The organism is Nonomuraea sp. NPDC050394 (assembly GCF_044459065.1).
In the GTDB taxonomy this organism is placed as follows: domain Bacteria; phylum Actinomycetota; class Actinomycetes; order Streptosporangiales; family Streptosporangiaceae; genus Nonomuraea.
Window position 1 is genome coordinate 1,448,445 of the sequence record NZ_JBITIO010000001.1, and the last position, 19,801, is coordinate 1,468,245.

Annotated in this window: 22 protein-coding genes; 11 read left to right on the top strand and 11 right to left on the bottom strand. The window is 69.8% G+C overall.

Annotated features, from left to right (window positions below; genetic code table 11):
- Positions 1 to 327 carry a DUF3618 domain-containing protein gene (locus ACIBKY_RS07100; protein ID WP_184965813.1) on the top strand — a complete coding sequence of 109 codons (327 nt, stop codon included), beginning with the start codon at positions 1 to 3 and terminating at the stop codon, positions 325 to 327.
- Positions 328 to 782: 455 nt separating this feature from the next.
- On the opposite strand, the gene ACIBKY_RS07105 is transcribed toward ACIBKY_RS07100, so the two are convergent.
- Positions 783 to 923 (bottom strand): hypothetical protein, encoded by a 141-nt coding sequence (locus ACIBKY_RS07105; RefSeq protein ID WP_397095073.1) that lies wholly within the window; start codon positions 921 to 923, stop codon positions 783 to 785.
- 945 nt (positions 924 to 1,868) lie between these two features.
- Complete coding sequence (locus ACIBKY_RS07110; protein ID WP_397095075.1) at positions 1,869 to 2,141, bottom strand: hypothetical protein; 273 nt, start codon at positions 2,139 to 2,141, stop codon at positions 1,869 to 1,871.
- Positions 2,142 to 2,498: 357 nt separating this feature from the next.
- Between ACIBKY_RS07110 and ACIBKY_RS07115 the strand changes: the two genes are divergently transcribed.
- A complete protein-coding gene (locus ACIBKY_RS07115; protein ID WP_397095077.1) occupies positions 2,499 to 3,275 on the top strand; it encodes a MerR family transcriptional regulator in 777 nt (258 codons plus the stop codon).
- Positions 3,276 to 3,492: 217 nt separating this feature from the next.
- Here the strand turns inward: ACIBKY_RS07115 and ACIBKY_RS07120 are convergent, their stop codons facing one another.
- Positions 3,493 to 4,452 (bottom strand): GlxA family transcriptional regulator, encoded by a 960-nt coding sequence (locus ACIBKY_RS07120; protein WP_397095079.1) that lies wholly within the window; start codon positions 4,450 to 4,452, stop codon positions 3,493 to 3,495.
- Between the two features lie 255 nt (positions 4,453 to 4,707).
- Here ACIBKY_RS07120 and ACIBKY_RS07125 point away from each other — a divergent pair, with 255 nt between their 5' ends.
- Positions 4,708 to 5,943, top strand: a complete 1,236-nt coding sequence (locus ACIBKY_RS07125) for an MFS transporter (RefSeq protein ID WP_397095081.1) — start codon at positions 4,708 to 4,710, stop codon at positions 5,941 to 5,943.
- Here ACIBKY_RS07125 and ACIBKY_RS07130 read toward each other — a convergent pair.
- A complete protein-coding gene (locus tag ACIBKY_RS07130; RefSeq protein WP_397095082.1) occupies positions 5,903 to 7,138 on the bottom strand; it encodes an erythromycin esterase family protein in 1,236 nt (411 codons plus the stop codon). The genes ACIBKY_RS07125 and ACIBKY_RS07130 overlap by 41 nt on opposite strands.
- A 374-nt stretch (positions 7,139 to 7,512) precedes the next feature.
- On the opposite strand from ACIBKY_RS07130, the gene ACIBKY_RS07135 reads away from it, so the two are divergent.
- Positions 7,513 to 8,733, top strand: a complete 1,221-nt coding sequence (locus ACIBKY_RS07135; protein WP_397095083.1) for a GNAT family N-acetyltransferase — start codon at positions 7,513 to 7,515, stop codon at positions 8,731 to 8,733.
- Here the strand turns inward: ACIBKY_RS07135 and ACIBKY_RS07140 are convergent.
- Positions 8,730 to 9,923, bottom strand: coding sequence for an amino acid deaminase/aldolase (locus ACIBKY_RS07140; protein ID WP_397095085.1), 1,194 nt, complete (start codon positions 9,921 to 9,923; stop codon positions 8,730 to 8,732). The two genes, ACIBKY_RS07135 and ACIBKY_RS07140, sit on opposite strands and share 4 nt — an antisense overlap.
- A gap of 121 nt (positions 9,924 to 10,044) precedes the next feature.
- Here ACIBKY_RS07140 and ACIBKY_RS07145 point away from each other — a divergent pair, with 121 nt between their 5' ends.
- The gene (locus ACIBKY_RS07145; RefSeq protein WP_397095087.1) at positions 10,045 to 10,647 is read left to right on the top strand and encodes a DUF6286 domain-containing protein; all 603 of its coding nucleotides are present in this window, start codon (positions 10,045 to 10,047) and stop codon (positions 10,645 to 10,647) included.
- Positions 10,647 to 11,147, top strand: coding sequence for a hypothetical protein (locus tag ACIBKY_RS07150; RefSeq protein WP_397095088.1), 501 nt, complete (start codon positions 10,647 to 10,649; stop codon positions 11,145 to 11,147). Before ACIBKY_RS07145 ends, ACIBKY_RS07150 begins: the two co-directional genes overlap by 1 nt.
- A 22-nt stretch (positions 11,148 to 11,169) precedes the next feature.
- Here the strand turns inward: ACIBKY_RS07150 and ACIBKY_RS07155 are convergent, their stop codons facing one another.
- Complete coding sequence (locus tag ACIBKY_RS07155) at positions 11,170 to 11,763, bottom strand: TetR/AcrR family transcriptional regulator (RefSeq protein WP_397095090.1); 594 nt, start codon at positions 11,761 to 11,763, stop codon at positions 11,170 to 11,172.
- Between the two features lie 66 nt (positions 11,764 to 11,829).
- Between ACIBKY_RS07155 and ACIBKY_RS07160 the strand changes: the two genes are divergently transcribed.
- Positions 11,830 to 12,237, top strand: a complete 408-nt coding sequence (locus ACIBKY_RS07160; RefSeq protein WP_397095092.1) for a VOC family protein — start codon at positions 11,830 to 11,832, stop codon at positions 12,235 to 12,237.
- Positions 12,238 to 12,461: 224 nt separating this feature from the next.
- Here ACIBKY_RS07160 and ACIBKY_RS07165 read toward each other — a convergent pair whose 3' ends face one another.
- On the bottom strand, positions 12,462 to 14,897 hold the full coding sequence (locus tag ACIBKY_RS07165; protein WP_397095093.1) for a PKD domain-containing protein: 2,436 nt from the start codon (positions 14,895 to 14,897) through the stop codon (positions 12,462 to 12,464).
- Positions 14,898 to 14,999: 102 nt separating this feature from the next.
- Between ACIBKY_RS07165 and ACIBKY_RS07170 the strand changes: the two genes are divergently transcribed.
- From ACIBKY_RS07170 to ACIBKY_RS07185, 4 genes are read left to right on the top strand one after another with little or no spacing between them, the layout of a single operon-like run.
- Entirely contained in the window at positions 15,000 to 15,569 is a 570-nt protein-coding gene (locus ACIBKY_RS07170) for a hypothetical protein (protein WP_397095094.1), read from the top strand.
- A gap of 35 nt (positions 15,570 to 15,604) precedes the next feature.
- The gene (locus ACIBKY_RS07175) at positions 15,605 to 16,687 is read left to right on the top strand and encodes a serine hydrolase domain-containing protein (RefSeq protein WP_397095096.1); all 1,083 of its coding nucleotides are present in this window, start codon (positions 15,605 to 15,607) and stop codon (positions 16,685 to 16,687) included.
- On the top strand, positions 16,669 to 17,415 hold the full coding sequence (locus tag ACIBKY_RS07180) for a MerR family transcriptional regulator (RefSeq protein ID WP_397095097.1): 747 nt from the start codon (positions 16,669 to 16,671) through the stop codon (positions 17,413 to 17,415). The genes ACIBKY_RS07175 and ACIBKY_RS07180 overlap by 19 nt, the downstream gene beginning before the upstream one ends.
- 52 nt (positions 17,416 to 17,467) lie before the next feature.
- Positions 17,468 to 17,740, top strand: a complete 273-nt coding sequence (locus ACIBKY_RS07185) for a hypothetical protein (RefSeq protein WP_397095099.1) — start codon at positions 17,468 to 17,470, stop codon at positions 17,738 to 17,740.
- Between the two features lie 94 nt (positions 17,741 to 17,834).
- Here ACIBKY_RS07185 and ACIBKY_RS07190 read toward each other — a convergent pair whose 3' ends face one another.
- The 4 genes from ACIBKY_RS07190 to ACIBKY_RS07205 all read right to left on the bottom strand — a co-directional run bounded on the left by ACIBKY_RS07190 (position 17,835) and on the right by ACIBKY_RS07205 (position 19,709).
- Entirely contained in the window at positions 17,835 to 18,263 is a 429-nt protein-coding gene (locus tag ACIBKY_RS07190; protein ID WP_397095100.1) for a type II toxin-antitoxin system VapC family toxin, read from the bottom strand.
- On the bottom strand, positions 18,260 to 18,724 hold the full coding sequence (locus ACIBKY_RS07195) for a hypothetical protein (RefSeq protein ID WP_397095102.1): 465 nt from the start codon (positions 18,722 to 18,724) through the stop codon (positions 18,260 to 18,262). The genes ACIBKY_RS07190 and ACIBKY_RS07195 overlap by 4 nt, the downstream gene beginning before the upstream one ends.
- A 470-nt stretch (positions 18,725 to 19,194) precedes the next feature.
- On the bottom strand, positions 19,195 to 19,452 hold the full coding sequence (locus tag ACIBKY_RS07200; protein ID WP_397095103.1) for a Txe/YoeB family addiction module toxin: 258 nt from the start codon (positions 19,450 to 19,452) through the stop codon (positions 19,195 to 19,197).
- Positions 19,449 to 19,709, bottom strand: coding sequence for a type II toxin-antitoxin system Phd/YefM family antitoxin (locus tag ACIBKY_RS07205; RefSeq protein ID WP_397095105.1), 261 nt, complete (start codon positions 19,707 to 19,709; stop codon positions 19,449 to 19,451). Before ACIBKY_RS07205 ends, ACIBKY_RS07200 begins: the two co-directional genes overlap by 4 nt.
- Positions 19,710 to 19,801: the final 92 nt, after the last annotated feature.

Consider the following 19,801-nt stretch of genomic DNA (forward strand, 5'->3'; position numbering starts at 1 on the left):
ATGGCTGACACCGACCCGGACGAGATGGAGCGGCGGATCGCGCAAACGCGCACGGAGCTCGCGCGTACGGTCGACGCCATCGCCGACCGGGTAAGCCCCAAGCGCGTGGCCGAACGCACGGTGGCCGACGTCCGGAGCAGAGCCGGGCACATCGCCACGTCCGTCGGCGACGCCCTCGGCTTCACGGCCCGGCCGGTCCGCATCGAGGACGACCCGGACCACCTGTGGGACGACGAGCCGCCGAGCTTGGCGCCGGTGTTGATCGGGGTGGGGGCGGTACTGGTGGTGGGGGCGGCCATCATGCTGTGGCGCAGGCGGCGCCGCTGACAGGCTCGGGCCTTCGGGCTGTGACAGTGGGGGCGTTGCCCCCACACCCCGGGGAAACTGCGCGGTCCTTCCCATGGGGAGCGCTTCGCGCTTTTGGGTTCGGGCTGTGACAGTGGGGCGCTGCCCCACACCCCGGGCGAGGGAGAACCCTCGCGCTCCCCACATGGCTGACGTCCAGCTGTTGCGCCGGGGCGGGCGATCCCTGAGGAAGTGGCCTCGGCACCCGGTGCGCCCGGCGGCTGCGGCAGGATCCACGCCAGAAACATACGGGTGCCTGGGCGGCGTCGCTCCTCCAGCACCGTAGGCCCTGGTGTGTGGCAACTGAGCCGGAGTCTGTGTCCGGGGTTTGCGGGGCCGTGTTACGAGGCGGTTGGCGAAGTCCTTGATCTGACCTGTCTTCTGCCGAGCCGGAAGGCGTCCCACTCGGTGAGGATGAAGAACAGCACCTTGTCGGGTCAGGGTTCTTGCTGTCTCGCATGGCGTAGACGCGGGGTGCGGCCTTCCTTGCCTACATCCATCACGGCGACCGCGACGCGGTTGCCGCCGTTGCCGGCACTGCGATGGGCCTTGCGCCATTGAGCGTTGATCAGGTCCATTGCTCGGTTTAGGTCGTCTCGGGTTGGATCTCCAGGCGATGGGCGCCGGGTTCAGTTCGCTCGCGGGAGCACAAGGCGTACCTCACGGTTCCCTGCGTCAGCAGCAACCGGCGCGTCGGGGGCGTTCCGTCCGGTGAAGAAACGGTGATTCACCTGGAGCCCCCATGAGGACTTGTAAGTGTGGGCCTTCGACGGCAAAGCGATGATGGTCGTCTCGAGCCGGGCGGCGTGGTGAGTGCCGTTCGGTTGAAGCAGTGCCGCGTGCGGCTGGTGGAGCTGACCTCGCCGGGTTTGCCTTGGGTGGCCGGGCGGGTGTCGGTGGTCGTGGTGGTGCTGGATCAGGGGTCGTCACCGGTACCGCTGCCGCGTTCGGCAGAGGCAGAAGCGCACGGGCGGGGGTTGCCCTGGTGGCATGCCTGGCCGAGCTGTGGGGGTGGCGCGGAGCCCAGGAGAGGAGCGGACTGTGCGTGTTGCGAGGTTCAAGCTCTTGGCGGTGGCCGTGGCCGCGGTTGGCGCGGCCCCGGAAAGCTGCGCTGGTAGCACGACGGATCCGCCTCCGCCGCGTCCAGCCACGGCGGTCGGCTGCTTTCAAGAGATGGTGATTGAGGCTGTCCGCTTCGGGAGCGCAGCGCCAAGGGCGCGGGTGCAGGTGCATCAGAGGTGCTCGAAGCCGGGGGTCATCGCTACGCAGCTCACGCGTATCGAGGTGTCGTACAGGGAAAGCCGGTTCGGCGGATAATGGCTGAAGGTCGGCTACGAGCAGTTCCACGAGCTTCCGGGACGTGAGCACGTCTATTCGTATGCGCTGTCGCCGTGCAAGTCAGGGCGGTACAAGGCGGACGTGTCGCAGGCGGGCACGTTCGACACGGGCAAAGAGTTCCGGGCGACGGACGAACAGACCAAGTCGGTGGACTGCGAGAACGCCCGCGACATCTCGTAGGTTGGCTAGAAGGGCCAGAACCGGCGTCGGCGTCGGCGTTGTTCGGCGATCCGGGCAAGGAACTTGGCTTCCCCGTCCGGGTCGCCGCCGAACCGGCAACGAACCGATCCTGAACCGTGCGGGATCACTCCGAGTGCCCAGTATCCGGCCTCGTCCGACGCCACGTGCGGGAGGTTGAGCGTGGTGTATGCGGGCTCGGTGGTGAGGTCGGGTTCTTCGCCTGGCCAGACGCCCCAACCGGAGCGCCACCAGGCCACAGTCCACACCTGCTCACTCACACCATCGATGATACGACCGGGGTAGGTCTCGTGTTCGGGGGCCGGCTGGCGTGGCGGTGCGTGTGTGAGAAGCGTGAGGGACCACCACTCCTGCTGTTGGCACCCGGTACTGGCCGCGGTGTTGACCTTGGGGGCTGTCGGCGCTCGCCCGGCCCGTGGGTGACCTTGAACGTGTCCCGCGGCGGGGCGGAGGTCTGGAGTATCTGCCGGTTCAGCTTGAACGGATGGGGGCTATCCTCGCCCCTGTGATGCCCGCGACCCCGGCCTCGGAGGTCGCCGGCGTCCATGGTTCGGTCCTGCGAGAGGGTCGCGGTTCGGGGGCTGTGGCCGTTCGTGGTCGGGAGGTGTGCTGGGGCGATGGTGGATGGGCTGACGATCGGTCAGGCGGCGGCGTTCGTCGGGGTCACGATCAAGACCGTGCGGCACTATCACCGGCTTGGCCTGGTTACCGAGCCGGAACGTGACGGTTCTGGGTACCGGCGCTATCGGTCGGCGGACCTGCTGCGGCTGGTTCAGGTTCGGACGCTGGCCGAGGCCGGTGTGCCGCTGGCAGAGATCGGTGACCTGCTTGACGCTGACTCCGAGCGGTTCGCCACCGCCCTGGATGACGTGCGTCGCCGGCTCACCGAACGTATCGACGACCTGATCGCGCGCCGTGACACTCTGCACCGTCTCGCCCATGGTGACCGGGTCCTGCTGCCCGATCGGGCCTGCGCGGTTCTGGATCGGCTTGTCGAGCTTGGCTTCGATCCCGAATACGTGGCCACGCAACGGGAGGCTCTGGTGCTGGCTCGCGCGCTGGTGCCGGGGGTCTTCGCCGGCTTTCTGCAGCAGCTTGAGCAACGGCTCGGCGATCCCGAGTTCGTCGAGCTGACCAAGCGTGGCCTGGATGCCAGATCGTGGGAGCCCGACGACCCGCGGATCGAGGAGCTGGCGTCCGCGCTGGCCGACAAGCTGCTGGCCGACCGCGCGCTGCTGGTGATGCCGGACGGATTTCACAACCAGCCGGACGCCGCCTCACGGTACGGCCTGGTCAACCATCACCGGGAAGACCAGGAACCGGCGCTCGCCCGGCTCAACGCGCTGGTCGAAGCCAACCTGCGCGCGGCCGGCATCAAGCTCCCGCGCCAGTAGAAGCCGCTCGGACCGGTATCGGGCACCCTCAAGGCGGTGAAGGGCAGACGGTCGGGGTGGGAGATGGCGCGGGCTCACCTGGTGGCCTTCCCGGGAGCGTGCCGCCGACCGGCGGGGACGGGCGGTGCCGTAGGGCAACAACCCTGGGTGCTTCCCCGGCGGCACTGTCGCGTCTGCCCACGATGGGGTACGGGCCGCGCCCGCCGTACCGGCGATGTCAGCGGAACGAGCGGCGGTAGGCGGCCGGGGTGGTGTTGAGGGCGGTGTGGAAGCGGCGGCGCAGGTTGACCGCCGAGGAGAGGCCGACGCGGGTGGCGATGGTCTCGACCGGGAGGTCGGTGTCCTCCAGTAGCGCGCGGGTGGTGGCGAGGCGGCGTTCCAGCAGCCAGCGGGCCGGTGGGACGCCGAGCTGGTCGGCGAACTGGCGGGTCAGGGTGCGGGGGGAGACGCCGGAGAAGGCGGCCATGTCCTCGACGGTGATGGGGTCGGACAGGTTGGCCAGGAGCCATTCCAGCAGGCCCGCCAGGGAGTCGGGCATGGGGCCGGTCGTCGGGAGCGGAGGGTACTGGCGCTGGCAGCCCTCGCGGCGCGGCCCGGCGGCGAGCTGGCGGCCGATGCGCATGGCGTGGGAGGCGCCGTGCTCCTGGAGTACCTGGTGGAGGCACAGGTCGAGGGTGGCGGCCGAGGCTCCGGCGGTGGCGACGTCGCCGTGGTCCACGTAGATGACGGTGTCGTCGGGGACGATGCGGGGGTGGCGCGCGGCCAGGTCGGCGCTGAGTTCCCAGTGGACCGAGGCGCGGCGGCCGTCGAGCAGGCCGAGGGCGGCGGGGATGTAGATACCGGCGCAGACGGCGACGATCCGGCCGCCTCTGGCGTGGACTCCGGCGACGGCGGCGAGTACGGCGGGCGTCGGCGAGACCGTCCAGCTCGCGATGATGACGGTGTCGGCGGTGTCGAGGGCGTCGAGGCCGTGTTCGACGTGGATGGGGCTGCCAAGGGTGGTGGTGAGCGGACCGGGGCGTTCGGCGCAGAGGCGGAAGCTGTAGTGCTGCGGGATCTCCTGCCCCTGGTAGCCGAAGACCGCCGACGCCGAGGTGACCGGGTAGAGCTCCTGGTTCTCACCGACGAGCGCGACGACGCGGTGCGGGTTGGGCGGGGGAGGCGCCGGAGGACACACCGGGAGCGTGATCGGGGGCCGCGTTGTTGCCGCCGTCAGGGGTGGCTCCGGGTGTGGGGGCGCGGGTGGCGCTGAGTGTGAAGGCGCGGGTGGCTCCGGGAGTGAGAGCGGGCGTGGACCTGGGTGTGAGGGCGCGGGTGGACCTGGGTGTGGGGGCGCGGGTGGCGCTGAGGGCATGACGCAAATGTACCTAATGATGTCATCTGCGACACCGGTGGTCTGATCTGGAAATATCCAGACTTGTTGCTTATGTGGATGAAGAGTTTCACCCTCTACTTCGGCGCCCGGACGATCTCGCTGCTCGGTGACGCCATGATGCCCGTCGCCGCCGCCCTCGCGATCGGTCAGGTGTACGGCATCGCGGGAGTCGGCTATGTGCTGGCCGTCTGGACCGCTTCCGCGGTTCTTGTCATGCTCTTCGGCGGTGTCCTGGCCGACCGTTTCGGCGCCAGAACCGTGATGATCGGCGCGGACGTGTTGCGGGTTTTCAGCCAGGGCGCGGTGGCGGTCGCCTTCCTTGACGGCGCTCCGCCGTACGCCCTGTTGCTGGCGATGGCGTTCTTGTCCGGGATCGGGGCCGGGATGTTCGAGCCTTCGGTGAACGGGATGGTGCCGCTCGTCTCCAAGGATCCGCAGCGGGCCAACGCCACCCTGAAGATCGCCGAGGCGATCACCCACCTGGCCGGGCCCGCGCTGGCCGGGATCCTGGTGCTGGCGGCGGGTCCGGTCTTCGTCTACGCGCTGGACGCGGGAACGTTCCTGGTCAGCGCGGTGCTCCTGCTGCTGGTCCGCGTGGCCGTACCCAAGCCGGAGCCCTCGGACGTGCTGAGCGATCTGCGCCGAGGGTGGCATGAGTTCAAGGCCAGGAGCTGGATGTGGTCGGTCATCCTGGTCTGGGTGTTCTGGGGGGTTCTGGTGATCGGGCCGTCTGTGCCGCTGTCGTCGCAGGTCATCGGGGCCGACTACGGCTGGGTGATGGCGGCGCTCGGCTTGGGCACGGTGGCGGGCGGGCTGGTCGCGATCCGGCTCCGGCCGGGCCGGCCGCTGGCGGCGGGGGCGGTGGCGTTGTCGGGGTATGTGGCGGTGCCGCTGACGGTCGCGCTCGGGCCGCCGCTACCGGTGCTGATGGCCGGGCATGTGCTCGGGGGGATCGCGCTGGCGTTCTGGTCGGTGATGTGGACGACCAGCGTGCAGACGCAGGTGGCGCCCGACGTTCTCAACCGGGTCTCGGCCTACCAGGTGGCCGGGTCGGTCGCGGGCATGGCGGTCGGCCAGGCGCTGGCAGGACCGGCCGCGTTGCTGGTCGAGCCGCGTACCTTCCTGCTGGGCTCGGCGATGGTGACCGTCGGCGTGGTGGCCGCGCTGCTGCTGATCAGACCGGTGCGGGACCTGGGCCGCCGGGCGGTCGCAGGTGAGCCGGCCCCGGTCCGACCTGGTGCCGGGGAGCCGGTCACGGTTGCCCGGCCTCGGCGCGGTGGGCGACCTCGCTGAGGAAGACGATGCCGTCGATCAGCCCGAGGTGGGCCGGGTCCAGCGGGAAGTAGGCGAAGTCGTGCGAAGTGCGCGGGATCGGCCGGGTGTGGGCCTCGGTCAGAGGAAGTTCGGTCAGAGGAAGGGTGAGGGCTTCGGTCAGAGGCCGGGTGAGGGCTTCGGCCAATGGGCGGGCGTCGGCTAGGGTGCGATCCCAGGGGAGCGCGGCCAGGATGCCCTCCACGGTGTCCGGGGGCGGGACCTCGGTGCCGATCGTGCCGAGCGCCGTGGCCAGGAAGGTGTAGCGGTCGCCCAGGTGCGTCTCGGCGATCGCGCCCGCGCCGAACCACTCCAGCGTCTGGTCGCCGAAGCTCATGGTGGCCTTGTTGCGCTGCAGGTGGAGGTTGTGGCCGAAGATCAGGGCCGGGCCGAGTTCGGCGATCGCGCGCAGGTTGGCGGCCATCATCGCGTCCCGCAGGCTCGACAGCCGGCTCCACCGCGCAGGGGACGCGTCGGCCATCCAGTAGTGGTAGCGCAGCAGGCCGGTGGCGGTGCGCCCGTACAGTGCGGCCAGCTCCCTTTCCGCCACGCCCAGCCCCGGCGCCTGCGTGTCGAGCAGCGCCACCAGGTCGTCGGCGATCAGCCGCAGCCGTTGCGCCTCGGCGGACTGGCCGATTGACTGGGACGGATCCATGGCCGAGTCCTCGTTCGACCACCGGTCGTCCTGGCCGAGCAGCGTGTCGAGCGTTTCCCTGGTGCAGGGGAGCGGATCGTTGAGGAGGTCGTAGAGTGCGGTGAGCGCCTGCCGCGGGCTCGCCGCCCAATACTCCAGCGGGCCGTCGAAGCCGAAGAACCGGATCTTTTCCTCATGCTCCTCGTTGTACGCCCGCATCCATCGCACGAGTTCGCGGTTGCCGGGGAAGGCGCCGAAGCCGTGGCTGAAGCCCCGCTCCATGACCTCGTCGAGGGTGCCGGTTCCCTTCGTTACATAGTCGTCCACGATCAGGCCCATGAGACAGTCGCTTTCGAGCGCGATCGATCGGTAACCCTCATGTTCGACCAGGTGCCGGAAGATCTCGTTGCGCACTTCTGGCAGCGCGTCCACACGATGGGTGGCCTCGCCCAGGCCGAGGAGCAGGGGCCGGGTGGGCAGAGACTGGAGGAAGGTGGAGATGGCCGCGCCGTCGAGGGGACGGGCTATGTCCTTGATGTCCATGACTTCAACGGTATCGTTGAACCTTCGGTTGAAACTTTGCCGTGGAAACGATGGCGTTCACCCCATGGGACCTTCAATCGGAGAGGGAGTGACGGGATGAACCGTGAGCCCATGTGTCCCCAGTGCCGGGGGAGGCGGGTGCAGTGGGTGGGCGGCATCCCGCTGGCCTGTCACCGCTGCAACAGCCCGGGGTGGGATGACCCGGAGACGGCGTTGCTCCGCCTGTGCCGGTGCTGCCTGGGAAGTGGCGAAGTGGTCGCGGTGGACGAGGAACGCCGCGCTCTGGTGCAGGCCGCGTGCCCGGTGTGCGCGCGCTCGCAGTAACGCGGAAACTCGATGGACGCACGGCACCGTGCGGTGCCATAGTCGCGGCCGTGAGCACGAACAACCCCGTCCCGCTGCCCGGTGACCTGGAACTACGCCAGGCGCGGCCCGCGGACCTCGACCAGATCAGCGCCCTGCTCGCCGAACGCGGCGAACCGGTCGACGCCGTGGACCACCGGCTGGTCGTGGAGGACCCGGAGGCCGGGTGGGAATCCTGCGCCGTGGTCGTCGACGGAGACCGGGTCGTCTCGACCGCCACGCTGCTGGATGAGAACGTTCGCATCGGCGGGGTGTGGCTGCCCGCCGGACAGGTCGAACTGGTCGCCACCGACCGGGCGTACGAGGGGCGCGGGCTGGTGCGGGCCCTGATGGCGTGGGCGCACGAACGTTCCGCGGCGCGCGGGCACGTCATCCAGACGATGATCGGGATCCCTTACTTCTACCGGCTGTTCGGCTACGAGTACGCCATCGACATTCCGCCGGCGCCGAGCGTGCGCCGCCTGCCGCCCGGGGACGGCGCGCCGGCCCTCCGCCGGGCCGAGCCGTCCGACCTCCCCGCCCTGCGGGCGCTGCAGGACGTGGCGCAGAGCCGGTTCGACGTGACCATGCCGCACTCCGCGGCGTGCGCGCGCTGGCTGCTGGCCCACGACGGCAGCAGCACCTGGGTGCTGGAACGTGACGGCGCGGTCGTCGCCTCCGGCCGCGTCTCGCCGCCGGACGGCGAGATCCTGCTCGCCGAGCCGGCCGCGTCCGACGAGGCGGCCGCGCGGGACCTGCTGCGCGGCGTCGCCGCGCTCACGCCGGGCGGCGAACTGCGGGTCGTCCACCGAGCCGGTACGGTCACCGCCGCCGCCTGGCAGGAGTTCGTGAAGGACGAGCCACGCGAGGAGCCGGAGCAGTACTACGTCCGGATCCCGGACGCCGCGGCGCTGCTCGACCGGCTGCGCCCCCTGCTCTGGCGGCGCCTCACCGAGTCCGGGGTGGATGACGCGGGGCCGGAGCTGGTGATCACGACTTTCGGGGCGCACTACCGGATTCCAGTCACCGCCGACGGCCTCGGCGAGGTCACGACCGGTGGCCCGATGCAGGGGCCCGGCGCGACGGGCGCGGCGGTGGCGCCGGACTACCTGCCCGCCCTGGTGTTCGGGGCGCAGGGGATGGACGGGCTGACCCGCGTCAGGCCCGACGTCTACACGAGGCGGGGAGAGCTGTTCCGTGCCCTGTTCCCGCCGCTCACCGCGGACCTGCTCACCTTCTACGTGCCGTACTAGAGGAAGGTGCGGCCCTCGCCGCGGTAGGTGGGGGCCCGGTCGACGAGCTCGTCGCCGTCGATCAGATGCAGGGTGTCGAAACGTTCGCACATCTCACCCGCCTTGGCGTGGCGGAACCAGACGCGGTCGCCGACCCTGAGGTCCTGGGCGGCCTGGCCGAGCAACGGCGTCTGGACCTCGCCCGCGCCCTCGTCGGCCGCGTAGCGCAGCCCCGCGGGGAAGTAGGGCTGCGGCAGGCGGCTGGGCCCCGCCGCTCCCGAGGCGGGGTAGCCGCCGCCCAGCACGGTCACGATGTCGGGAGCCGGCCGGCGCACCACCGGCAGGGCGAACAGGGCGGCGGGCCGGCCGCTGACACCGCGGTAGAAGTCGAACAGCCGCGGATGGAAGAACCCGGACCCTGCCGCCACCTCGGTGATGGCCTTCTCGCGGACGGTGCGTTCGACGCTGCCGGTGCCGCCGCCGTTGACGAAGTCGAGGTCGGCGACCCGGCGGACCGCGTTGACGATACGGCCCCGCCGGATGATCAGCTCACGGGCCGAACGGCTCTGCATGAGGCGGACGAGACGGGCGTAGGCGGCGCTCCCCGGCGGGTCGTCGCCCACTCCGGCGATCTGGGCCTCGTAGGCCATGAGGCCGCTCAGCCGGAGGCCGGGGCGCTTGGCGATGGCGGCGGCCAGTTCGGCGGCCTGCTCGGGCTCGCGGATCGTGGAGCGCAGCGCTCCGGCCCGGAACTTCCCGCTCAGGGCGATGAACGCGGCGTCGATGTCGATGCACAGCCGGATCTCGTGCCGGGAGCGCACCCCGGCCACCGCGTCCTCGACGAGGTCGAGATGGCCGGCGGAGTCCACGGTCAGCACGATCTCGCGGGCGGCCGCGGCGTCCGCGGCCAAACGGGCCAGAGCCTGCCTGTCGGCGGTCGGGTAGGCGACGAGGATGTCCGTGAAACCCTGGCTCACCAGCCACAACGCCTCGGGCAGGGTGAAAGCCATGATGCCCTGGAAGCCGTCCATCGCCAGGATGCGTTCGAGCACCGGTCGCGATCGCACCGACTTGCTGGCCACCCTGATGGGCTTGCCGGCGGCCCGCCGTACCAGGTCCGCGGCGTTGGCGCGCAGGGCGGCCAGATCGAGGATCGCGAACGGTGGTTCGAGCGCGGCGGTGGCGCGGTCGTAGCGCTGACGGTCATCCATGGCTGCAGCGTAACCGGACATGAGCATGATTCGCATTCTTCGGAAGTCCCGTAATGATCCGGCAAACCGGCGGCGGGGAGGGCGACGGGCGGCTATGAGCCGTGTACCCATGGTCGATGTGATGACCACGCTCCAGCAGCGGCTGCCGGGCGCAGCTTCCCTCGCCCAACCGGAGACTCCGCGCAAAAGGTTCACCCGGGCGCTGAAGCCCGCCCGCACACCCGTCGGCGTGACGCTCGCGCTGGCGCTCACGGCCGGGCTCGGCCTGACCGCGGCCGAGCTGGTCGCGTCGCTGATGGGGACGCCGCTGGGATGGATTCCGCTGGATCGGGTGCTCGCGGTGGCCGGCCGTACCACGTGGTGGGAGATCTCCTTCGCGGCGCTCGTGCCGGTGATCGGCGGCGCGGGGCTGCTGGCGCTGGCGATCGTGCCGGGACGTTCACGGCTGGTTCCGGTCGAGACCGCCGACCCGCTGATCGTCATCGGCATCACCCGTTCCGGGCTGCGCCGCACGCTGCGCGCGGTCGCCCAGAACGTCGACGGCGTCGCCCGCGCCCGCGTCCGGCTGCGCAAACGCGCGATCGAGGTGACCGTGACCACGGGATCGGAGAGTTCGGGCGCGATGCTCAGGCAGGTGGGCACCGCGGTGGGCGATCGGCTGGCCGGCCTCGGCGCGATCTGCGCGGGCGAGGTCGTGGTACGGCTGCGCACCAGGGGGCTGTGATGCGCCAGTACTCGGGCAACCGGATCGGCCTGGCCGTCGTCGGCACGATCCTGCTCGCCGCCGGCGCCTATGCCTACCTGCGCGGCCAGAACCTGTTGCCGGGCCTGGCCCCGCGCGCGAAGGTCCTGCCCGACGCCGCCGCCGAGTCCGTCGCCGCGCAGCCGTGGATGCTCTGGCTGCTGGCGCTGATCCTGCTCGTGCTCGCCCTGCTCTCACTGCGCTGGTTCCTGCTCGGCCTGGGTTGGGGGCGCAGGGGCGCGCGCAGCGGGACGGGTACCGCGATGTTGTGCGTGGGCCTGAAGGACGTCGAGGGCCTGACCGGCGCGGCCGTACGCGTCGTGGGCGACGCCGAGCGGCTCAACGTCCACCTGGCCTGCCCCGCGGCGGCCGACGTCGGCACGATCGTGAACAAGCTGGACCGCGAGATCATCGGCCGCATCCGCCGCGAGGTCTGCGAGGACGACCGCGGCGCCGTGGTCCGCCTGCACGTACGCCGCTAGGCGCGCATCGGGACGTCAGCCGCTAGGCGCGCAGCGAGTCCAGCAGCCGGGCCAGCGCGGCCTGGGTGTCGGCCAGGTCGCGCGGCCCGCCCGCGGCGGCCAGCCAGAGCGCCGCCTCGTTCATCGCGCCGGACAGCAGGTGGGTCAGCGGGTCGACCGGCTGGCGCGCGATGACGCCCAGCTCGACCAGCCCGGCGAGCGCCTCGCCCAGGTGGCGCGCGGAGTTGTCCGCGTCGAGTTGCCGCCACTGCGCCCATCCGAGTACGGCGGGGCCGTCCACCAGCATGATGCGCTGCAGCAGGGGATCGGTGCTGGCCGTCAGGAAAGCCTGGCAGCCGGCCACCAGCTGGTCCCAGGGATCCTTCTCGGCGTCGGCCGCCGCGACCACCCGCGCGGCCACCTCCTGCTGCACCTGGTCGAGCACGGCGCGGAACAGCGCGGCCTTGCCGGCGAAGTGGTGGTAGAGGGCGCCCTTGGTCACCCCGGCGGCGGCGACGATCTCGGCCAGCCCGACCGCGGCGTAACCCTGGCCGGCGAACAGCCGCCTGCTCTCACGCAGTAGCGTCATGCGCGTTTGCTCACGTTGCTCGGCCCGGGTGCTCACATCGACCTCCATTTGACATACCGACGGTATGCGAGCTAGTTTACTTCACATACCGATGGTATGTGAAAGGAACTTCTCATGAACGTCAGCAGCTTCTACCCGGTCATCGGCAGCTCCCGGCTGGCCGAGTCGCGTGACTTCTACGTGCGCCTGTTCGGGTTCGAGGTCACCTTCGAGGCCGATTGGTATGTCAGCCTGCGCCGGGACGCCTTCGAGCTGGCCCTGCTGAACTACGACCACTCCACGGTGCCCGCCGCGTACCGCAAGCCCGCTCAGGGCATCCTGCTCAACATCGAGGTGGACGACGTGGACGCCGAGTGGGAGCGCCTCGTGCTCACGGAAGGGCTGAAGCCCGAGCAGGAGATCAGGACCGAGGACTTCGGCCAGCGCCACTTCATCGTCGCCGACCCCAACGGCGTCCTGGTCGACGTGATCACCAACATCCCGCCGTCGGAGGAGTTCGCAGGCGGCTACACCGCCGGATGACTGGCAAGTCTGGCCGGGGGGTCAGCGTGAGGGCCGGTCGTGACGGGTACGTCATCCCTTCCCCGACATGGCGAGGAGAAGACGATGACCCCTGGTTGCGGCAACTGCAGCTGCTCGGACGCGATGTCCACCGGCACCCCGCCGCGCTGGCAGATCGTGCGCGTCGAGTAGCCGTCCGCGATGCCCCCGCCCCGCGCTGAAGGGCGGGGGCAACACCCGGCCGCCTACACGTTGATGCCGTTGAGCACGCTCACCTGGAACGCGATCGCCGCGGGCGTGGCGGCGGGATCCAGGCGCACGGCCTCCGCCCTGGCCATGGCCGAGGCGAACGAGGTGTCCGGGACCTGGTCGCCGTCGCCGTCCACGAGTTCGTCCAGCGTGTGGGCGCCCTCGGCGAAGTTCAGCCAGGCCGTCAGCAACTGGGCGTCGAGCTGACGACGGGGGTCGATGCCACGCGGAGTCAGCACGGTGAACGCCCGATCCCTGGTCGAGACGTCCACGACCTCGGAGAACACCCTGCTCATGTGCTCCACCGTGCGCAGCAGGCAGCCCACGGGCGCTCCGCCGGGACGCATGCGCAGCGCCCAGAAGGCCAGCAGCCTCGGCCCGCCGCCGTCGCCGCCGTCGCCGGTGACGACCAGCGTCGCCTCGTCCGCCGCCTCACCGCCGTCGTCGTCGGCCGCCGTCACGCGCACGCCGTACACGCAAGGCCTGGTCCACGTGTGGCGGGCGACGTCGCGCACGTCGCGCGGCCGCACGTCGGGGCTGGGGTCGGGGTCGGTGCCCGGCGGATCGATCAGGTACGCGGTGCTCGTAATCTGCCCATCGCCCCAGGTCCAGGTGACGGTCAGGTCGTCACTGCCGGGGTCGGTGCCGCGCACCGCCCACTCCGCCGCGACCCCCGCGCGGGCGACGCGCGTGTCCGGCCCCTCGATGGCCGCGGCCGGCGCGAGGTTGGCGACGGTGATCGAGGCCGTGTCCTTGCCCGTGCGTCCGCCCTGGTCGGTGACGGTCAGCGTGACCGTGAACGTGCCGTCGTCGCCGTAGACGTGCGTGGCCTGCGCGCCCGTGCCCGTGCTCCCGTCGCCGAAGTCCCAGGCATAGGTGAGCGTGCCCGTCCCCGTCGCACCGCCGGCGAAGGCGACCGGCGCGTTCTCCACTCCGGTGTACGGTCCCCCGGCCTCGGCCTTCGGAGCCAGCGCCCGCTCGACGCGTTCGCGGATCTCCGCCGCGACCTCACCGGTGATCTCCGGCGGCGTCGGCGAGTGCGTGCCGTCGGCGTAGTCGGGGTCGTCGCGGAAGTTGTAGTCGAGGTTGGCCCAGTCGTCGTGCCCGGTCAGCGTCTGGCCGGGGCTGGCGCGGCAGTCGTCGAAGCCGAGGTTGTTGATGTCGACGGAGACCCGCGCGGGGTCCTGGCCGTTGTTCTCGTTCCAGTCGAGCGGGCCGTTGGCCTGCCCGCTGCTCAGGCCGCCGGCGCCGCCGTCCGCGCTCCAGAACGTGAAGTCGGTCCCGCCGGCGCCGACGCCGTCGGACTCCAGCAGCGAGTTCTCCTTCAGCTCGGTCAGCGCCCCGCGGGAGTAGTCCAGCCGGTTCGGCCCCGTCACCTGCGGGATCAGCGTGGTCTGGAAGGAGTAGCCCATGACGCTGATGTAGTTCGGCTTGCAGTTGGTGTTGTCGGCGCCGCCATGACGCAGGCCCAGGTTGTGGCCGAACTCGTGCATGAGCGTGCCCGCCTGCTCCCGGACGTCGCCGACGTGGTGGCCCGCGGCGTCCACGGTCCAGGGCGTGCCGCCGAGCGTCACCAGAACGTCGTTGCCGTTGATCTCGGCCCGTCCCGACGAGTTGCCGCCGTCGCGCGTGTGCCCGAACAGCACGTAGTGGTAGACCTTGCGTTTGGCCTCGATGACCTCGGGCCTGGCCCGCTGGGCGGCCGTGCCGAAAGCGCCGGCCTTGATCGTGTCGTACTCCGTCCACGTGGTCACGTCGTCCTCGTGGGCGAGCTCCTCGTCCAGGTCGATGTGCAGGGTGATCCCGGTGCTGCCGTCCGGGTTGACCACCGGGGCGGCGGCGAACGCGGCCACGACGTTCTGGCCGGCCACGGGCAGCAGGTCGTGCTGCTGCATGTGGTCAAGCTCCAGGTAGATGTCCTTGCGGCGGCGGTTGGCGCCGGTCAGCGTGAGGTCGGCGACGCCGTCGCCGTTCCCGTCGATGCCCGAGGTCTCCCATTCGTCGAGAATCCCGTCGAGATCGGTGTCGCCGCTGACGGTGAGCCTCGTCGTGCACGTGGCCAGGATGGTGGCGCCCGTGTGCGACGAGGTGACCTCGATCGTGATGTCGTCGGTTCCGATGGGCGCCGCGCCCGTCGTGAGGTGCGTGTTCACGTTGACCCCGGTGCCGCCGCCCACGTTCCTGACGAGATAGGTGTGGCGGGGGCCGTAGAAGTCGTTCTCCAGCATCACCGCGGTGAACGTGGTGTCGGGATCGCTCGCCGTCGGATTGCGGAAGCTGAAGTCGAGTGCGAACGTTTCACCGGCCGCCAAGGTCAGGTGCCGCGCGCTGAACCCGCAGCCCGCGGCGGGCGCGGCGAGCGCCGCCCCGCTCTGGCCGGGATCCACCGCGATGAGCGCCGCTGCCAGGAGCAGCACCATGGTCGTTTTCACGCCAAGGAAGATCACCCAGCGAAGATCATCAGAAACCCCGCATCATGGAATGATTCCAGCTCACCGCGCATATCGGGATCGCGACTCGTTGATCTCCGCCTCGTGGCGCACCGCCCAGCCGGCGAGGGCGGAGACCGGTTCGAGCAGCGTCCTGCCCAGCGGCGTCAGGCTGTACTCCTGAGCCGCTGCCTGCTCAGCCACCGCCTGATCCCGCTGCTCGACGCCGCCCCCGCTCCGGTGATCATCAACGTGGCGGGAGCGGGCAACACGGCGGGCGGCATCGTCTGGGAGGACCCGCAGCTGACCCGCCGCTACGGCCAGATCCGCGCCCAGCTCCAGGCCGGCCGTGCCAACGACCTGCTGGGCGTGGCCTTCGCCGACGTCGCCGGCAGCAAGGCCCGTTACGTGCTCTATCACCCCGGCTTCACCCGCAGCGGCACCGGCCACCGGAATCCGCTGGTCAGAGGCTCGCTCAAACTGCTGGCCCGGCTCTTCGCCCGGCCCGTCCCCGACGCGGTCCGGCCGATCGTGGGCTGGATCGACCGGCCTCCGTCGGCGGCGCTTTCCGTCTTCGACCGGGGGCGGAAGGCCGGCCTGTCGCTGAAGACACTCGACCCGGCGGACGCCGCCCGGCCGGCCGCCTATACCGAGAACCTGCTCCGGAGGGCTTGACCCTGACCCTGCGTCAGGGGTTCAGCATCGGATCCATGCCAAGCACATATGACAGATCAGTCCTGGAGGCCGACCTTCAGGCCATCCACGACAAGGGCGTCCCCGGGCTGCTCGCCGCGGCGCACACCGGCGGCGAACTGCTGACCGCTCACTGCGGCACGACCTCCGGCCGGCCCATCGCCCACGACAGCTTCTTCCGGATGGGCAGCACGGGCAAGACCTTCACCGCCACCGTGGCGCTCCAGCTCGTCGGCGAAGGGCGGCTGTCCCTCGACGACACCGTCGAGGATTGGCTTCCCGGCGTGGTACGCGGCAACGGCAACGACGGCGCCAAGATCACCGTCAGGCGGCTGCTCCAGCAGACCAGCGGCCTGCCCGAGTACATCTTCGACGTCCCGATCTGGACCGCGGCGGACTTCCGCGAGCACCGCCACGACTCCTACACCGCCGAGGACCTCGTGGCCCTCGCCATGCGCCACGAACCCAACTGGATCCCGGAACCCGGCGACCGGCGCTGGAGCTACTCCAACACCAACTACACGCTGACCGGGATGATCATCGAGAAGGTCACCGGAAACCCGCGCCCGCAGGAGGTGGCGAACCGGATCCTCCGCCCCCTCGGCCTCGACCGCACCTTCTCCCCGGGCGACGACCCCAAGCTCCCTGACCCGCACCCGACCGGCTACACCGAGTTCCCCGACAGCCCCGAGCCGGTGGAAACCACCGAATGGAACCTCACCCCGGCCAACGCCGCGGGCGACCTCATCACCACGATGCCCGACCTCGTGCGGTTCTGGCAGGCCCTGCTCGGCGGCGAACTCCTCAACCCGGCCGAACTCGCCGCCATGAAGCAGACCGTCCCCGCCCCCGAATGGGACCCCGTCTTCCCCGGCGCACGCTACGGCCTCGGAATCGCCCAGCTCCAATCCCCCTGCGGCCCCTACTGGGGTCACGCGGGCAACACCCCCGGTCACACCACCCACAGCGGCTTCACCGAGGACGGCCGCCGCGGAATGGTCCTGCTCACCACCTTGTGGGCCCCCAACGAGAACGCCCTCCCCATCGAGAAGCTCATCAACGCCGCGATGGACCACCTGATGTGCGACGCGAAGATGTAGAGGTGCTCACCATCGGCCAGCTCGCCGCCCACACCGGCGTGACGGTACGCGCCGTCCGCCACTATCACCATCTCGGCCTGCTGCCCGAGCCGGAGCGGGACGTCTCCGGATATCGCCGGTACGGCGCCGCGGCCGTCGTCGACCTGATCCGGATCAAGACCCTGGCCGACGCCGGCGTCCCGCTCGCCCGCATCGACGAACTCCTTCACGCCGGCCCCGGCCACTTCGCCGAGGCCGTCACCGAGATCGACCGCTCCCTCGCCGAAAAGATGGACCAGCTTCGCGAACACCGCAGGCGCATCTCCGAACTGGCCGCCGGAGACCGGCTGTTCCTCCCAGAGGACGTCGTGCGCATCCTCGACCGCGAGCGTGCCCTGGGCGTCGGCGAGGGTCTGGTGCGCCTGGAACGCGACGTCTGGATCATGCTCGCCGCCCAGACTCCCGAAGCCGTACCCGAATGGGTCGCCGTCAAGGGCGCGGCCCTCGACGATCCGGCATTCGTCGAGCTCTACCGGACGATCTCCCACGCCCTGGAATGGTCTCCCGCGGATCCACGACTGGCCGGCCTCGCCGAACAGATCACGACATGGCACCACAGGAACCTCGACCGGCCGGGCCCCGGCTCCACCGTCCCGGCCGACCTGATGTTCTCCCATGTCCTGCAATCGTCACCGGCACTGCGACGGCTGCTGGGACCCCACCCGGCAGACCCCTCGTGGCCTGGATGATCACGCCCCGCGATGACCGGCCCGTCGCCACCTGACGAGCGGCCGATCCGACATGACGATCAAGATGGTGCTATCTTCCTGGGTTCCTGTGGCGACCGGCAGATGTGGGGCGACGATGTTCACGTACGAGTTCGGTGTTGTCGAGTGGCTATGGGACACGAACGCCATCCGGGTCAACCTGCCGGGAGGCGACGAACGCGTGTTCTCCGGCAGCTACGACGAGGTGGTCGCGGTACTTTCCGAACTCGGCGGCCAGGGCTGGGACGTCGCCACCTGCGCCGCCCAAAGCAACTGGCTGTTCTGGACCATGCGCCGCCAGCGCTGACACCAGACACGCGACGGTCCGCCTGAACCCCTTGACGACGGAGACGGATAGCGCACGGACCGGTGCCGGCAGGCAGCAGCTCACCGGTCGGGAGCTAGCCGGTCGCGTCATCCGGGCGGGTCACTGACACCACCTGAACGAGCTGGTCAAGGCCGTCGAAGTCCTTCGGGTTGGCGGTATACAGGGGAAGTTCGTTGGCGGCGGCGATGGCCGCGATCATCAGGTCGGACGCTCGTCCTCGCGGTTGGCGGCCCATGGCATAGACGAGGGCGCAGGCCTGGCCGAACATGCGGGCCGACTCGGCGTCGTACGGCAGGGGGTCGCCGAATGTCGCTTCCACGTGCTGAAGGACCGCGATGCGCCGTGCCCGCTTGATCGGGTCGTCGGCGGCATATGGCCCCCGCGACAGTTCGCCGAGCGTGACCGCGGTGATGGCGGCCTCGACCGGAAGTTCAGCGGGATCGAAAAGTTTGAAGGCAGCGACGATGTTGGTATCGAGGATGCCGCGGTCGCGACGACTCATAGCTCGGTCCCTTCGAACGGGTCGCGCAGTGAATCGTCGATCACGTCGTCCCACTCGGCGCGCACGTCGGCCCAGTCGATGGCCGGAGCGGCGGCGAAGGTGGCCTGAGCCTCGGCCGTGGGCACGAATCGGCGACGCCGAATCGGCTTCACCTCGGCGAGCGGTTCCCCGTTGATCGTCAGAATGTACCGCTTGCCTTCCCGCAAGCCACGCGTCACGCTGCCGGAGTCGTTGACGAACTGGCGCACGCTGACCTCGGTGGGTGGCGTCGTGGGCTTCATGGCCTCATCGTACGTCAGCGTGCCACGATGTACCACGCCTCCCTCGCCCACAGCCTGAACCTCTTCGGCGCGAAGGTCCCCGGTAAAGACCATGAGCACTCGATGACGTTGACGGCCAGGCCGCCAGTTGTTGAGCATGTCCTGGCCGGTGTCGAGCATCGTCTTGATGATCTTGTCCATCCACGCTGTCCGAAATGCAGCAAGCTGTCGATCGGTGCTGCGCCGTCATGCCCTGACGCCACTCGTTCCGCCTGACGCGACCCGAGTAAATAAAGACGCACGCCTCCGGTTTCGAGGACGCCGGCCTTCGCCGGCGTCAACCCGGGCGTAGTCACAGGACGCCGACCATGTGGGGAGCGCGAGGGTGCTCCCTCGCCAAGGGGTGTGGGGCGGAGCCCCGCTGTCACAGCCCGAGCTCCAGCCCTCTTGTGAGGACCTTGCCCTCAGGGCCGCGGCCCCACAAAGAGCAGCCTGAACTTCTTGGTGCGAGACGCCCCTCGTGAAGACCCTTGCCTGTCAGCATTCGGTGACGTTGACGGCCAGGCCGCCGCGGGATGTCTCCTTGTACTTGTCCAGCAGGTCCCTGCCCGTGTCGCGCATCGTCTTGATGGGCTTGTCCGCGCACACGTTCAACACTGCGGCCTTGAGGTTCACTCGTAGTGGTAGCGGGCCTGCAAGATTATGATCTCGTCGTTCTCGACGAGATACACGAGCCGATGTTCGTCGGTGATACGCCTCGACCAAGCGCCCGCCAGCGCATACTTGAGTGGTTCTGGCTTGCCAATGCCTTCATATGGCTCACGTACGGTGTCTTCGATGAGTCGGTTGATCCGCTTGAGGATCTGTCGATCCGCCGTCTGCCAGTGGACGTAGTCATCCCACCCCTGGCTGGTGAATGCCACCTTCATCGTGCGGCCTCGTCGTCCAGCAGGTCGTGCTGCTCATACCGCCCTTCGAGAGCCTCTTGGTATGATTTGATCAAGCGGCGGGCATTTGCCGGGGAACGGAGCAGATGGGCGGTTTCCTGAAGGGCTTCATACTCTTCTGCGGAGACCAGGTAGGCATTGCCGCCCTTGGAGACGATTTCGACGGCGGTGCGGTCGTTGTTGACCTCTTCGATGAGTGGGAATAGGCGACGGCGAGCTTCGCTTGCAGTGATGGACACTAGCTTCCCCTTCTCGAGTGGTACCAAAAATGGTACCACTAATGCCAGTGTGAGCGAGGTCCACCCCACATCGGGAATCGGATCAACCCCAC